This window comes from Paracoccus sp. 08 (assembly GCF_024105395.1).
GTDB lineage: Bacteria > Pseudomonadota > Alphaproteobacteria > Rhodobacterales > Rhodobacteraceae > Paracoccus > Paracoccus marcusii.
Genome location: NZ_WEKR01000003.1, coordinates 41,853 through 55,869, shown reverse-complemented (window position 1 = coordinate 55,869; position 14,017 = coordinate 41,853). Strand labels below are relative to the sequence as shown.

13 protein-coding genes are annotated in these 14,017 nt (G+C 67.7%); 7 read left to right on the top strand and 6 right to left on the bottom strand.

Features of this window, described 5'->3' with window-relative positions:
* Position 1 precedes the first annotated feature (1 nt).
* The 4 genes from dgoD to GBO37_RS01320 are packed head-to-tail and all read right to left on the bottom strand — an operon-like array spanning position 2 to position 3,906.
* The gene (dgoD, locus tag GBO37_RS01335) at positions 2-1,150 is read right to left on the bottom strand and encodes a galactonate dehydratase (protein WP_252926657.1); all 1,149 of its coding nucleotides are present in this window, start codon (positions 1,148-1,150) and stop codon (positions 2-4) included.
* Positions 1,147-2,055 carry a Gfo/Idh/MocA family protein gene (locus GBO37_RS01330; RefSeq protein WP_252926655.1) on the bottom strand — a complete coding sequence of 303 codons (909 nt, stop codon included), beginning with the start codon at positions 2,053-2,055 and terminating at the stop codon, positions 1,147-1,149. Before GBO37_RS01330 ends, dgoD begins: the two co-directional genes overlap by 4 nt.
* The gene (locus tag GBO37_RS01325; protein WP_252926653.1) at positions 2,052-3,107 is read right to left on the bottom strand and encodes an ABC transporter ATP-binding protein; all 1,056 of its coding nucleotides are present in this window, start codon (positions 3,105-3,107) and stop codon (positions 2,052-2,054) included. The genes GBO37_RS01330 and GBO37_RS01325 overlap by 4 nt, the downstream gene beginning before the upstream one ends.
* 7 nt (positions 3,108-3,114) lie before the next feature.
* Entirely contained in the window at positions 3,115-3,906 is a 792-nt protein-coding gene (locus GBO37_RS01320) for an IclR family transcriptional regulator (protein WP_127899557.1), read from the bottom strand.
* A gap of 105 nt (positions 3,907-4,011) precedes the next feature.
* Between GBO37_RS01320 and GBO37_RS01315 the strand changes: the two genes are divergently transcribed.
* The 7 genes from GBO37_RS01315 to GBO37_RS01285 are packed head-to-tail and all read left to right on the top strand — an operon-like array spanning position 4,012 to position 11,427.
* A complete protein-coding gene (locus tag GBO37_RS01315) occupies positions 4,012-5,247 on the top strand; it encodes an ABC transporter substrate-binding protein (protein WP_045999817.1) in 1,236 nt (411 codons plus the stop codon).
* 60 nt (positions 5,248-5,307) lie between these two features.
* Positions 5,308-6,213: a carbohydrate ABC transporter permease gene (locus GBO37_RS01310; RefSeq protein ID WP_127899470.1), complete on the top strand. Its 906-nt coding sequence runs from the start codon at positions 5,308-5,310 to the stop codon at positions 6,211-6,213.
* Positions 6,214-6,216: 3 nt separating this feature from the next.
* Positions 6,217-7,062, top strand: coding sequence for a carbohydrate ABC transporter permease (locus tag GBO37_RS01305; RefSeq protein WP_127899469.1), 846 nt, complete (start codon positions 6,217-6,219; stop codon positions 7,060-7,062).
* Positions 7,059-9,101, top strand: coding sequence for an alpha-galactosidase (locus tag GBO37_RS01300; RefSeq protein ID WP_252926651.1), 2,043 nt, complete (start codon positions 7,059-7,061; stop codon positions 9,099-9,101). The genes GBO37_RS01305 and GBO37_RS01300 overlap by 4 nt, the downstream gene beginning before the upstream one ends.
* Positions 9,098-9,979 carry a 2-dehydro-3-deoxygalactonokinase gene (locus GBO37_RS01295; protein ID WP_252926649.1) on the top strand — a complete coding sequence of 294 codons (882 nt, stop codon included), beginning with the start codon at positions 9,098-9,100 and terminating at the stop codon, positions 9,977-9,979. The genes GBO37_RS01300 and GBO37_RS01295 overlap by 4 nt, the downstream gene beginning before the upstream one ends.
* Before the next feature lie 3 nt (positions 9,980-9,982).
* Entirely contained in the window at positions 9,983-10,585 is a 603-nt protein-coding gene (locus tag GBO37_RS01290) for a 2-dehydro-3-deoxy-6-phosphogalactonate aldolase (protein WP_252926646.1), read from the top strand.
* On the top strand, positions 10,582-11,427 hold the full coding sequence (locus GBO37_RS01285; RefSeq protein ID WP_252926643.1) for an SMP-30/gluconolactonase/LRE family protein: 846 nt from the start codon (positions 10,582-10,584) through the stop codon (positions 11,425-11,427). The genes GBO37_RS01290 and GBO37_RS01285 overlap by 4 nt, the downstream gene beginning before the upstream one ends.
* On the opposite strand, the gene GBO37_RS01280 is transcribed toward GBO37_RS01285, so the two are convergent.
* Together GBO37_RS01280 and GBO37_RS01275 are read right to left on the bottom strand one after the other, a co-directional pair.
* Positions 11,424-12,515, bottom strand: coding sequence for a hybrid-cluster NAD(P)-dependent oxidoreductase (locus tag GBO37_RS01280; protein ID WP_127899464.1), 1,092 nt, complete (start codon positions 12,513-12,515; stop codon positions 11,424-11,426). The two genes, GBO37_RS01285 and GBO37_RS01280, sit on opposite strands and share 4 nt — an antisense overlap.
* Positions 12,516-13,754: an SRPBCC family protein gene (locus GBO37_RS01275; RefSeq protein ID WP_127899463.1), complete on the bottom strand. Its 1,239-nt coding sequence runs from the start codon at positions 13,752-13,754 to the stop codon at positions 12,516-12,518.
* Positions 13,755-14,017 lie beyond the last annotated feature (263 nt).

The window sequence follows — 14,017 nt, the reverse complement described above, 5'->3', positions numbered from 1 at the left end:
ATCACCACTCCGCAAAGCTGCCGTCGGCATGGCGCCAGACGGGGTTGCGCCAGCGGTGCCCTTCGGCGGCCAGCTGGCGGACCTTGTCCTCGTTCACCTCGATGCCCAGACCCGGCCCCTGCGGGATCGCGACGAAGCCGTCGTCATAGGCAAAGACCGACGGGTCGGTCAGATAATCCAGCAGGTCGCTGCCCTGATTGTAATGGATGCCAAGCGACTGTTCCTGGATGAAGGCGTTGTAGCAGACCGCATCCAGCTGCAGGTTCGCGGCCAGCGCGATGGGGCCAAGCGGGCAGTGCAGCGCCAGGGCCACGTCATGCGCCTCGGCCATGGCGGCGATGCGATAGGTCTCGGTGATGCCGCCCGCATGGCTGGGATCGGGCTGGATGATATCGACGAAACCGCCCTGCAGGATCGCCTTGAAATCCCACCGCGTGTAGAGGCGTTCGCCCAGAGCGATGGGGGTCGAGCAGTGATTGGCGATCTCGCGCAGCGCCTCGGCATGTTCGGACAGGACCGGCTCCTCGATGAACATCAGGCGGAAGGGCTCCAGCTCACGCGCCAGCACCTTGGCCATCGGACGATGCACCCGACCGTGGAAGTCGATGCCGATGCCGAAATCGGGGCCCATCTCCTCGCGGATGGCCTGCACGCGCTCCAGGACCTGATCGACCTTGGCGTGGCTGTCGACGAACTGCATCTCCTCGGTGCCGTTCATCTTGACGGCGGTAAAGCCGCGGTCGCCGCAATCGCGCGCCATCCGCGCCGTGTCGCCCGGACGGTCGCCGCCGATCCAGCTGTAGACGCGGATGCGGTCGCGCTGCTGGCCGCCCAGCAGGGCATGGACCGGCACGCCCAGATCCTTGCCCTTGATGTCCCACAGCGCCTGGTCGATCCCCGCGATGGCCGACATGTGGATGCCGCCGCCGCGATAGAAGCCCGCGCGATACATCACCGTCCAATGATCCTGGATCAGGCGGGGGTCGCGGCCGATCAGGTAATCCGACAGCTCCTCGACGCAGGCGGCGACGGAGGCAGCGCGGCCTTCCAGGACGGGTTCGCCCCAACCGCTGATGCCCTCATCCGTGCTGATCTTGACGAAGCACCAGCGGGGCGGAACGATGAAGGTCTCGATGGCGGTGATTTTCATGGGTGGTCCTCGAAGGCAGGGGCCGCGTGCTGGCGGCCCGTCAGGAAGGCATCGGCGACCAGCCGCAGCGGCGCCAGATCCAGATCGCTGCCGCCCGCCGCGACCAGATCGCGGAAGCGGGCGTAAAGGCGGGCATATTCGCGGTTCTCACCCAGGGTCTCCAGGCCCGGCGCGGTGAAGCGCGCGCCGCCTTCGGACAGGGTCGCGGGGCCGGCATCGGTGTCGAAGGCGATCTGCCAGGTCTCATCCCCCGTCACGCGCCAGTCGAAATGCGCGGCGATGGGATGGCCCGCCTCCAGGCTCAGATCGGCGGCGATGGGGGTCTGGCGGTTCGTGGGGATGTGCAGGTCGGCGCCGACCAGCCGCACGCCGGGGATCAGCGCCGTCAGGATCGACAGCGCGTTGATGCCGGGATCAAAGACGCCCAAGCCGCCGGGCTGCCAGATCCACTCCTGCCCGGGATGCCATTTCCGCACATCCTCGCACCAGTCGATGCGGACGGCGCGGATTCGGGTCGTGGCCAGCCAGTCGCGGGCCGCGTCCACCGCCGCGGCCTCACGCGAGTGCCAGGTGGCGTGGATGGTCACGCCCTGGCGCGCGGCCTCGGCCTCAAGGACGGCCATCTCGGATAGGGTCGCGCCAGGGGGTTTCTCCAGCATCAGGTGGCGGCCCGCGCGCAGCACCGCCATGGCCTGATCGAACCGCGCCTGCGGCGGGGTGCACAGCGACACCGCGTCCACATCGCCCAGCATCTGCGTCACGTCGCGGTGGTTGGCGACGCCTTCCAGCGTGGCGTTGCGGCTGGCGATGGCGGTCAGCGTCAGGCCGTCCGTCGCGGCAATGGCGGGCAGGTGCTGCGCACGCGCGATGGTGCCCAGGCCCACGAGTCCGATGCGCAGGCTCATCTCAGCCGCTGCCCGCTGTCCGCGTCGAAGAAGAACGCATCCGCCGCGTCGAAGCTCAGGCGCACGCTGCCGCCGCCGGCCGGGTCCAGCCGCTGCGTCGTCTGCACGATCAGCTTCTCTCCGGTCGGGGCGCGCAGATGGGCATAGGTCGTCCCGCCCAGGTTCTCGGCCAGGTCGATGCGGAAGGGGCCCTGCGGCGTCAGCGTTAGCGCGTCGGGACGCAGCCCGATCTCGACCGCGCGCCCCTCGGTCAGGGTGGGACCGTGGCGGTCCAGCGGCGCGTCAAAGGCCGGGGTGACGACCTGGCCACCCTGCACGCGCCCGGCCACGAAGTTCATCGCCGGGCTGCCGATGAAGCCCGCGACAAAGCGGTTGTCGGGATCGTCGTACAGCTCCATCGGGCTGCCGACCTGCTCGATGCGGCCCGACCGCAGCACGACGATCTTGTCGGCCATGGTCATCGCCTCGACCTGGTCATGGGTGACATAGATCATCGTCGCGCCCAGCTCGCGGTGCAGGCGCGCGATCTCGGCCCGCATCTCGACGCGCAGTTCAGCGTCAAGGTTCGACAGCGGCTCGTCGAACAGGAACACCTTGGGGCCGCGCACGATGGCGCGGCCGATGGCCACGCGCTGACGCTGGCCGCCCGACAGGTTGGCGGGCTTGCGGTCCAGCAGCGGGTCGAGCTTCAGGATGCGGGCCGCCTCGGCCACCTTGGTGGCGATCTGGGCCTTGGGATGGCCGTTCATCTTCAGCCCGAAGCCCATGTTCTGCGCGACCGTCATGTGCGGGTACAGCGCATAGGTCTGGAACACCATCGCCACGCCCCGGTCGGCCGGGTCGGCATCGGTGACGTCCTGGTTCTCGATCATGATCTGGCCGGCGCTGGTCTCCTCCAGCCCCGCGATCATGCGCAGCAGGGTCGATTTCCCGCAGCCCGAGGGGCCAACGAAAACGCAGAACTCTCCCTGCCTGACTTGCAGATCGACGCCGTGGATGACCCGCACGGGGCCGAAATCCTTGGTGACGCGGCTTAGCTGGACGCCGGACATGGCAACCTCATGCTTGCTTGTGTTCGGGGAACCGCCAGGTGTCGGCGGTCGCGGCGATCTGCGCCGCAGCCTGGGTCACGGGGCCTGCCAGCGACAGAAGCTGGTCGCGGCTGGTCGTGGCCGTCGTGGTCGTCACCGAGATCGCGCCCAGGATGCGCCCGGTCCCCGACAAGATGGGGGCGGCAAGGCAGGCGATGCCGGTCTCGTGTTCCTCGTCGTCCAGCGCATAGCCGCGCTGGCGGATGCGGACCAGCTCGTCGCGCAGGGCGTCTGGCGTGGTCAGCGTGTTGGGCGTGTGCGCGTGGAAGGACTGCCGCGACAGGGCCGCGGCCAGCTTGTCCTCGGGCAGATGGGCCAGCATCGCCTTGCCCACGCCCGTGCAATAGGCCGGGCCCACCTTGCCGGACTGGGCGAACATCTCGACCGGAAGCTTGGCGTTGCGCTTGTCCACATAGAGGACGGCGCCGTTGTCCAGCTGCGCCAGGTGGATGGTCTGGCCCAGATCGACCGCCAGGCGGTCCAGGACCTGCTGCGCCAAGGGCGCCAGGCTGGACTGCGCCCAGGCCGAATGGGCCAACCGCACCAGCCGCATGCCGGGCGCATAGGTCTGGCGGTCCTCGTCATAGGCCAGCATGTCCTGATGGGTCAGCGCCTGCAGGAACCGGTACAGCGTCGCCTTGGGAAGGCCCGCGACGGGCAGGATCTCGGCAAAGCGGACGGGGCGGCCGAAGGCGGCGACCAGGTCCAGCACGGCCAGCGTGCGGCCCACCGTGCCATCCGTCGTTTCGCGTCCCTGCACCGTCACGTCACCCTCCCCCGTTGTTGACAGGCTATGCGATTCGCAGCATAGTTTCAATATTCAAAACTAAGTTTCAATATATGGAACCAAAATGGGAGGGAGACCATGGTCCATCTGAGAAAAGGGCTGGTGCTGGCGATGCTGCTTGCCACCACCGCCCCCGCCTTCGCGCAAAGCCGGGTGCTGGTGTTCAATACCGATGCGTCCGATCCCGCGCCCAAGGCGGCGTTCGACCAGCTGATCGCGGATTTCGAGGCCGAGTACCCGGAGATCGACGTGCAGGTGAACACGTTCGACCACGAAGGCTATAAGACCGCGATCCGGAACTTCATGACCGCCGACGCGCCGGACCTGGCGAACTGGTACGCGGGCAACCGGATGGGCCCCTTCGTCGAGGCGGGCCAGTTCATGGACGTGTCCGACATCTGGGCCGAGAACAACCTGACCGAGACCCTGGGGTCCGCGCTGTCATCGATGACCATCGACGGCAAGCAGTGGGGCATCCCCTACACCTACTACCAATGGGGCATCTACACCAACAAGGACGTCTATGCGCAGGTCGGCGTCGAGCCTGCCGCAACCTGGGACGAGTTCATCGCCAATTGCGAGAAGTTCAAGGCCGCGGGCATCGACTGCCTGACCACTGGGTCCAAAGCGCTGTGGCCGGTCGCGGGGCTGTTCGACTATCTGTCGCTGCGCACGAACGGCTATGACTGGCACATGCAGCTGACCAACGGGGAAATCCCCTGGACGGATGACAGCGTGCGCGCGGTCTTTGCCGAATTCGCCAAGGTGCTGCCCTATGTCTCGGCCAACCACGCCGCGATCGACTGGCAGGACGCCGTGTCGAACCTGGTCCAGGGCAAGGCCGCGAACTATGTCATGGGCAACTTTGCCGTGGCGGCCTTCAAGGACGGCGGCATGACGGACGAGACCCTGGGCTTCATGCCCTTCCCGACCATCAACCCCGACATCCCGCGCGCCGAGGAGGCGCCGACCGACACCGTCCACATCCCCGCCGCGGCCAAGAACCCCGAGGATGCCAAGCTGTTCCTGGCCTTCATGGCGCGCCCCGACGTGCAGACCAAGATGAACGCCACGCTTGGCCAGCTGCCGATCAACGCCGAAAGCAGCGTGGGCGACGACCCGTTTCTGCAGGCGGGCTTCGAGCTGCTTTCCACCGCCGAGGGCGGCATCGCGCAGTTCTTTGACCGCGACGCGCCGCCGGAGATGGCCAAGGCCGGGATGGAGGGGTTCCAGGAATTCATGGTCCGCCCCGAACGCCTGGACGCCATCCTCGAACGGCTGGAGCGTCAGCGCCAGCGCGTCTACGCCCAGTGATCCCGTCGCGGGCAGGGACGCCCCTGCCCGCGCGTTTCCCCGTAAGATGAAGGTGGCACCATGACCGCCCTGCCCGACACCCCCCCGCCGCGCCGCCGGTCCCGGCGTCAGCTGACGCCCTGGCTGTTCCTGGCGCCGGGCCTGCTGATGTTTTCGGTCTACGTGATCATCCCGATCTTCCAGTCGGTCTGGGTCAGCTTCCACGATTGGGACGGGCTGGGCCCGATGACCTGGGTCGGCCTGGCCAATTACGACGAGCTGTGGTGGGACGAGGCCTTTTATACAAGCTTGAAGAACAACGTGATCTGGCTGGCGCTGTATCTGCTGGCGGTGCCCCTGGGGCTGATGATCGCGCTGTTCCTGAACCAGACGATCCGCGGCATCCGCATCTACAAGTCGCTGTTCTTCTTTCCCTTCGTCATCAGCCAGGTGGTCGTGGGACTGATCTTTTCGTGGTTCTATGCGCCGGGCTTCGGGCTGCTCTATGCGCTGATCGAATGGGCCACGGGCACGGGCGTCGCGATCCTGGCCGACGAACGCTTCGTCACCTATGGCATCATCGCGGCGGGCCTGTGGCCGCAGATCGCCTATTGCATGATCCTGTACCTGACAGGCCTGAACGCCGTCGCCCCCGACCAGATCGAGGCCGCGCGCCTGGACGGCGCCAAGGGCTGGCGGATGCTGTGGCATGTCGTGCTGCCGCAACTGCGCCCGGCGACCTTCATCGCCGTGGTCGTGACCGTCATCGGTGCGCTGCGCAGCTTCGATCTGGTCAGCATCATGACCTCGGGCGGACCCTTCGGGTCGTCGCGCGTGCTGTCCTATTACATGTACGAACAGGCGCTGTCGGAATACGGCTATCGCATGGGCTACGGCGCGGCCATCGCGGTCGTCCTGTTCGCGATCATGATGATCTTCATCTCGGGCTTCATCTGGAAGATGTGGCGCGACGAGAAAGGGGTCTGACCCATGTTTCCCCGTCCCATCCAGTCGATGTCCCCCGCGGCACAGCGCACCTATAAGATCGTGCTGCCGATCATGCTGGTCCTGTGGCTGCTGCCCCTCTTGGGGGTCGCGATGACCTCGGTCCGCCCGTCGGGCGACCTGGCCGCGGGCAACTACTTCGGCATCCCCTCGCGTTTCGCGTGGGAGAACTATGCCGACGTGTTCCGCAACTCGCCCCTGGCGCAGTACCTGTGGAACAGCTTCCGCATCACCATTCCGGTGATGATCGGCGCGGTGGGGCTGTCCTGCCTGACCGGCTTCGCGCTGGCGGTCTACAAGTTCCGCCTGTCGCTGGTGGTGTTCTTCATGTTCGTCGCGGGCAATTTCGTGCCGTTCCAGATCCTGATGGTGCCGGTGCGCGACCTGACGGTGGACATGGGACTGTACAACACCATCACCGGCCTGGCGCTGTTCCACATCGCGTTTCAGACAGGGTTCTGCACGCTGTTCATGCGCAACTTCATCAAGGCGCTGCCGCGCGAACTGATCGAGGCCGCCCGTGTCGAAGGCGTCACCGAATGGCAGATCTTCTGGCATATCGTCCTGCCGCTGGTCCGGCCCGCCATCGCGGCCCTTTCGGTGCTGGTCTTCACCTTCATCTGGAACGACTATTTCTGGGCGATGGTGCTGACCACGGGTGCGGACACGCAGCCGGTAACGGCGGGGCTGAACAGCCTGAACGGCCAGTGGATCGCCGCATGGCACCTGGTCAGCGCAGGCTCGATCCTGGCCGCCCTGCCGCCCGTGCTGATGTTCTTCCTGATGCAGCGGCATTTCATCGCCGGACTGACCCTGGGCGCGGTGAAATGAGGCTGTGGCGCATCGACACGCCCGCCCAGACCATGGTCCTGGGCAGCGACGACGGCATGGCCTGCTGCCATTACTGGGGCGCGCCCCTGCCCGGCGACACCGACCTGGACGCGCTGGTCGCGGCGGCGGCGGGCGGCATCACCGGCGGCATGCTGGACGCCCTGCCGCCCCTGTCGCTGGTCCCCGAGGCGCGGCGCAGCTTTCCGGGTCAGCCAGGGCTGGTCGCGTTCCAGAACGGCCTGCCGCTGGAGCCGGACTGGCGCCTCGACAGCGCGGATCAGGGCAACGCACTGACCCTGCGCCATGTCGCACCCGGCCTGCGGCTGGACATCACCATCCGTGCGATGGATCACGGGCTGATCGGCCTGCGCGCGCGGCTGTCGTCCGACGCCGCGGTGACGCTGCACCATCTGGCGCTGGCCCTGCCGGTCCCCGCGCATCTGTCCGACCTGACCGAACTGGCCGGGCGCTGGACGCGGGAATTCCAGCCGGTGACCACCGCGCTGGACCACGGCGCGCGCCTGCGCGACGCGCGCACCGGTCGGTCGGGTCACGAACATCCGCCGCATCTGTGGCTGACCGCCCCCGGCACCACCAATACCGGCGGAGAGGCCGTGGCCCTGCATTACGGCTGGTCCGGCGGCCACCGGATGCTGGTCGAGGCCCTGCCCGACGGCCGCTGCCAGATCCAGCTGGGCCATTGCTCGGGGTCGGAACGCGCACCCGGCACGGTCTTCGAGACGGCCGAGATCTGGCTGGCGCGCGGCGATCGGGGCCTGAACAGCGTGGCGGTCCCCTTTCAGCGCACCATCCGCGATGCCCTGCCCCCCGCGCGCCGGCCCCGCCCCGTGCATTACAACGGGTGGGAGGCGATCTATTTCCGCCACGACGCCACCGAACTGGCCCAGATCGCCGAACGCGCCGCGGCCCTTGGCGCGGAACGGTTCGTGCTGGACGACGGCTGGTTCGGGCGGCGCGACGACGACAGCTCGTCCCTGGGCGACTGGACCATCGACCCGCGCAAGCATCCCCAGGGGTTCAAGCCGCTGATCGACAAGCTCCGTGCGCTGAAGATGCGCTTTGGCCTGTGGTTCGAACCCGAGATGATCAACGAGGACAGCGACCTCTATCGCGCCCATCCGGACTGGGTGCTGGGCCCCGCGGACCAGATCCGCGGGCGCAGCCAGCTGCACCTGGACATGGCCCGCGACGACGTGCGCGACCATCTGTTCGACCGCATCGGCGGCATCCTGGGCGCTTGGGACATCGACTATGTCAAATGGGATCACAATCGGCTGACGCCCTTTCCCGATGCCGCGCAGACGCGCGGCGTCTATGCGCTGTTCGACCGGCTGCGCGCGGCCCATCCCCAGGTGGAATTCGAAAGCTGCGCGTCGGGCGGGGGACGAATCGACACGGCCATCCTGACCCGCTGCGGTCGCGTCTGGCTGTCCGACAGCAACGACGCGATCGAACGCCTGCGCATCCAGCATCACGCGGCGATGCTGCTGCCCGCCTGCGTCACGGGCAGCCATGTCGGCCCGCGCGAGTGCCACACCTCGGGGCGCGTCCTGCCCATGGCCCTGCGCGCCTGGACAGCGGCACAGCGGCACATGGGGTTCGAGATGGACCCGCGTGAACTGACCACGGCCGAGGCCAGGACGCTGACCCGCGTCACCACCTGGTGGAAGGCCAACCGCGACTGGATGATGGCAGGCGACATCTGGCGGCTGGACCGCCCTGCGGGCAGCCTGGCCGAGATACAGCTGGCCGCCGACGGCAGCCGCATGGTGGTCTTTGCCGCCCAGATCGACGCCCCCGTGGCGCTGCAGCCGCCGCTGCTTCGTCTGACCGGACTGGACCCGCAGGCGCGCTATCGTCTGACGATGCTGGAACATCCCGTGGGTCACCACAGTTCCTCTGTTGCGCTGTCGCGGGGTGCGGTGACCCTGAACGGCGCGGCGCTGATGGCGCAGGGCGTGGCCCTGCCCCCGGCCTTTCCGCAAACCATCGCCGTGATCGAAGGGACGCGCCTGTGACGATAGACTGGATTGCCGCCGATTGGGGCACCACCAACCTGCGGCTGTGGGCCATGTCCGGCCGCACCGTGGTCGAGGCCCGCGACAGCGACCAGGGCATGGGCGGCCTGACCCCCGACCGCTTTGCGGGCGTGCTGGCGCAGGCGACCCAAGGGTGGCCCGCCGTGCCGGTCATTGCCTGCGGCATGGTCGGATCGCGCCAGGGCTGGGTCGAGGCACCCTATGCGCCCGTCCCCTGCCCCGCCGCCCCGCGCATGGTCGCGGTGCCGGGAGATCCGGGCGGCCGTCCCGTGCGGGTCATCTGCGGTGTCCGTCAGGACGACCCCGCCGATGTCATGCGCGGAGAGGAGACCCAGATCGCGGGCCTTCTGGCGCTGGACCCGGACTTCGACGGGATCGCCTGCCTGCCGGGCACGCATACGAAATGGGTCCGCATCTCGGCCGGTGAGATCTGCAACTTCAAAAGCTTCATGACCGGTGAGCTGTTCGGCCTGATTGCCAATCAGTCGGTCCTACGCCATTCGGTGGGCGAGGGTGACTGTGATCCCGCGGTGTTCCGCGACGCGGTGTCGGACGCGATGAGCCGTCCGGAACGCGGTTATGCGGGCCTGTTCCAGCTGCGCGCGGAATCGCTGCTGTCCGGGCTGGACCCGGCTGCGGCACGCGCACGCCTGTCGGGTACGCTGATCGGGTGGGAGATGGCCGCGGCCCGGCCCTGGTGGCTGGGATCGCAGGTCACCATCATCGGCGCCCCTGCCCTGTCGGCGGTTTACGCCGATGCGCTGTCCGCGCAGGGCGTCCCCGCCGCGCGCATGTCGGTCCAGGACGCCACACTGGCCGGCCTGTCCGCGGCCCATCGTCAATTTCTGCAAGGATAATCCATGTCCCGTCCCCTGATCGCCATCCTTCGCGGCCTGACGCCGCAGGACGCCCGCGCCGTCGGCCATGCCCTGATCCAGGCCGGCATCACCCGGCTGGAGGTGCCGCTGAACTCTCCGGACCCGCTGGAGAGCATCCGCATCCTGTCGCGCGAATTCGGTGATGCCGCACAGATCGGCGCGGGCACCGTGCTGACGCCCGATCAGGTGCAGGCGGTCCGCGATGCGGGCGGGCGGATGATCCTGTCGCCCAATTGCGACACGGGCGTGATCCGCGCCACCGTGGAGGCGGGCATGGCCAGCTATCCCGGTGTCATGACCCCGACCGAGGCCTTTGCCGCGCTGGCGGCGGGCGCCACCGGGCTGAAGCTGTTTCCCGGAGAGCTGATCGGTCCCACGGGCCTGCGCGCCATGCGCGCGGTGCTGCCCGCGGGAACCGACTGCTGGGCCGTGGGCGGCGTGTCCGTGGACAACATGGCCGAATGGCGGCGTGTCGGGGCCGCGGGCTTCGGGATTGGATCCAGCCTGTACAAGCCCGGTGACAGTGCCGACACCGTGGCCGCCAGGGCCGCCGCCATCGTCGCCGCATGGGAGGCCAGCGCATGATCTTTGACGACACCCCCTGCACCCTGGGCGAAGGCGCCCTGTGGCATCCCGATCGCCAATCGCTGATCTGGTTCGACATCATCGGTCGCCGCATGTTCGAAAAGCCGATGGACGGCGCGCGGCGTCACTGGGATTTTGCCGACCCCGTTTCGGCCGCGGGGATCGTCGATGCGGACCGGATCATCGTGGCGTCCAGCCGTGCGCTGTCGCTGGTGGATCTGCGCGACGGCGCGGCACAGGTCCTGTTGCCGCTGGAGGCCGACAACGTCGTGACGCGCAGCAACGATGGCCGTGCCGACCCGCAGGGCGGGTTCTGGATCGGGACGATGGGGCTGAACGCGGAACCCGATGCCGGGTCGATCTGGCGGTTCCACCGCGGAGAGCTGCGCCGTCTGTTCCCCGACATCACCATCACCAACGCGATCTGCTTTTCGCCCGAAGGCGATCTGGCGCATTTCGCCGATACCGACCGCTCGACCATCTGGCAGGTCCGGCTGGACCGCGACGGCTGGCCCGCGGGCGATCCGCAGGTGTTCATCCACCTGAACGCCGAAGGGCTGAACCCCGACGGCGCGGTCATCGACGCCCAGGGCGGGCTGTGGTCGGCACAATGGGGCGCGGGGCGCGTCGCGCGCTATGACCGGCAGGGCCGCTTTGACCGGGCGATCGATCTGCCCGCACCGCACGTCTCCTGCCCGGCCTTCGGCGGCGCGGACCTGACGACGCTGTTCGCGACGACCGCACGGCAGGGGCTGGATGATCCGCGCGACACGGACGGCTGCACCTATGCGGTTCCCGCAGGCGTCACGGGCCAGCAGGAGCATCGGGTCATCCTGGGCTAGACCTCGACGGTGATCCGCCCCATCGGGTTCGAACAGCAGGCCAGGATCCAGCCCTCGGCGATGTCCTCGTCGCTGATCCCGCCGTTATGGACCATGTGGACCTCTCCGGCGGTCTTGCGGATCTTGCAGGTGCCACAAAGGCCGAAGGTGCAGCCGGACGGAATGTTCAGCCCCGCCCGCTTGGCCACCGCCAGAACCGTGTCGGTTTCCGCGCAGGACGCCGTCACGCCGCTGGAGGCGAAGGTCACCTGGGCGCTGGCATCGTCGGCCGGGGTGACATCCTCGATGACCGGGGCCTCGGCCTCGGTGGCGACGGGGGCGCCAAAGCTTTCCTGGTGATAGCGCTCCATGTCGTAGCCAAGCGAGATCAGCATCTCGCGCACGGCCTGCATGAACGGCTCGGGGCCGCAGCAGAACACCTCGCGGTCCAGATAGTCGGGGGCCATCAGGCCCAGCATCAGGCTGTTCAACCGCCCCTGATAGCCGTGCCAGACGCGGAACGGCTCGGGCTGTTCCACGGTCAGGCGCAGCTGCAGGCCGGGCACGCGGGCGACGTAATGTTCCAGCTGGTCGCGGAAGATGATGTCGGATGGGCGCTGCGCGGCATGGACAAAGACGATGTCGGTGTCCTGCGCGCGGTCCCAGGCCCAGGTGGTCATGGACATCATCGGCGTGATGCCCGACCCGGCCGAGATGAACAGGTACTTCGCCGCCGGATGACGGTGAAAGCTGAAGATGCCGTTGGGGCCAAAGGCCCGGATCCGCATTCCCGGCTTGAGGTGATCCAGCATCCAGCGCGTGCCGATCGAGGTCGACTGCGCCTTGACCGTGACCGAGATCGACAGCGGCCGCGAGGGCGACGAACTGATCGTGTAGGTCCGCTGGACGTTGCCGGCCGGCCCCCTGGCGGGATCGACGGGCAGGTCCAGCGTCACGAACTGGCCGGGCTGATAGTCGAACCACGCGCCAGACGGCGCCCGGAAGATGAAGGTCGAGGTGTCGCGCGTCTCGGGCACGACCATGACGCATTCCAGCGGCTCGTCATCGGACCACGGCTCGGCGGCCCAGTTCACGCGGGGCTTGGCCATCTATTCGGCCGCCTGCCGCATCCCGAGGCGTGATGCCATCAACCCGCAATACCAGTCGATCAGGTGGATCACACCGGCCTCCTGCGTGGGGGAATAGGGGCCGGGCTCATAGGCGGGGGAGAGGATGCCGGCCTGGTTTTCCTCGACCACCTGGCGGTCCTCGTCATTGGTGTTCAGCCAGACGCGGGTCAGGGTCTCGATGTCGTAATCGACGCCTTCGACCGCGTCCTTGTGGACCAGCCAGTTGGTCGTGACCTCGGTCTCGGTCGGGCTGATCGGCAGGATGCGGAAGACGATGGCGTGATCGGGCAGGAAGTGGTTCCAGGACGAGGGGAAGTGATAGAACATCAGGCTGCCCGCGTCATTCCAGGGCATCGTGCCCATGCGCCGCGCCACCGCGGCCTTGCCGGACATGGTGAAGCTTTCCTGATGGTCCATCAGTGGCACCCGCGCCATGCGCCACTGCATGTCGGGCGCGTTGACGAAGCGGGCGGGCAGACCGGCGGCGTCGCAGCGGTCCCAATGGGCCAGGATCTCGGGCGAGGCCGCGTTCGGCCCCTCCATCACCGTCATCAGCGGATCGTCGGAATAGGTCCGGCACAGCGACGGATGGCTGCCGCTGCAGTGATAGCATTCCCGGTTGTTCTCCATCACCAGCTTCCAGTTGCCCTTCTCGACGATGGTCGAGCTGAAGGCGATCTTGGCATCGGCCAGCCCCGAGGGCGCGGCATAGCGGGTCAGGTTGGCCGCCAGTTCGTTGATGGCGGGGGGCACCTGGGCCAGGCAGATGAAGATCATGCCGTTCAGGTCCACGCAATGAACCGGCTTGAGGCTGTATTTCGAGGGGTCGAACTCGGGGCCCATGTCGCGCGCGAACAGCAGCTTGCCGTTCAGGTCGTAGGTCCACTGGTGATACGGACAGACCAGCTTGGGATTGGTCCCGTTCGATTTGGCGCACAGGCGCTGGCCGCGGTGGCGGCAGACGTTGTGGAAGGCACGGATGCGGCCGTCTGCGCCGCGGGTGACGATGACCGGATACTGGCCGACCTGCATGGTGATGTAGCTGCCGGTCTTGGGCAGCTCGCAGCTGGGTCCGGCGAACAGCCATTCCCGGTACCAGATCTGCTCCAGGTCGTCCTGGAAGGCCTGTTCGCCGCAATACAGGTCGCGGGGAAGCGCGTGGCCGGGAAGACGGGCGGCGATCAGCTGGGCTGTGGTCAAGTCGGAGGTCTGGGTCATGGCGCTGCTCGGGGGTCCGGGGTGGCTTTCGCCCCAAACTAGTCGCAGGCGAACGACGGCGCGGCAGAATTGCGACATTCTGCCAGCGGAAACGGACATCGTGATCATGTGCGCGCCTTTGAGGGAAGGAAGCCTCGCCACCCCCCATCGAGGGGGGCGACAAGGCTGCGGGGCCCCCGGACCCCCGCGACACCACGCCGCGACGCCCGGTTTGCGGACACAATGGAAAATCGTTCCAAAACCCTTGGCAAACCTGCCGGGGT

Excerpts from the sequence above, each read along its gene's own strand:
- dgoD (WP_252926657.1), bottom strand. The coding sequence starts at position 1,150 with ATGAAAATCACCGCCATCGAGACCTTCATCGTTCCGCCCCGCTGGTGC.
- GBO37_RS01330 (WP_252926655.1), bottom strand. The coding sequence starts at position 2,055 with ATGAGCCTGCGCATCGGACTCGTGGGCCTGGGCACCATCGCGCGTGCG.
- GBO37_RS01325 (WP_252926653.1), bottom strand. The coding sequence starts at position 3,107 with ATGTCCGGCGTCCAGCTAAGCCGCGTCACCAAGGATTTCGGCCCCGTG.
- GBO37_RS01315 (WP_045999817.1), top strand. The coding sequence starts at position 4,012 with ATGGTCCATCTGAGAAAAGGGCTGGTGCTGGCGATGCTGCTTGCCACC.
- GBO37_RS01310 (WP_127899470.1), top strand. The coding sequence starts at position 5,308 with ATGACCGCCCTGCCCGACACCCCCCCGCCGCGCCGCCGGTCCCGGCGT.
- GBO37_RS01305 (WP_127899469.1), top strand. The coding sequence starts at position 6,217 with ATGTTTCCCCGTCCCATCCAGTCGATGTCCCCCGCGGCACAGCGCACC.
- GBO37_RS01300 (WP_252926651.1), top strand. The coding sequence starts at position 7,059 with ATGAGGCTGTGGCGCATCGACACGCCCGCCCAGACCATGGTCCTGGGC.
- GBO37_RS01290 (WP_252926646.1), top strand. The coding sequence starts at position 9,983 with ATGTCCCGTCCCCTGATCGCCATCCTTCGCGGCCTGACGCCGCAGGAC.
- GBO37_RS01285 (WP_252926643.1), top strand. The coding sequence starts at position 10,582 with ATGATCTTTGACGACACCCCCTGCACCCTGGGCGAAGGCGCCCTGTGG.
- GBO37_RS01280 (WP_127899464.1), bottom strand. The coding sequence starts at position 12,515 with ATGGCCAAGCCCCGCGTGAACTGGGCCGCCGAGCCGTGGTCCGATGAC.
- GBO37_RS01275 (WP_127899463.1), bottom strand. The coding sequence starts at position 13,754 with ATGACCCAGACCTCCGACTTGACCACAGCCCAGCTGATCGCCGCCCGT.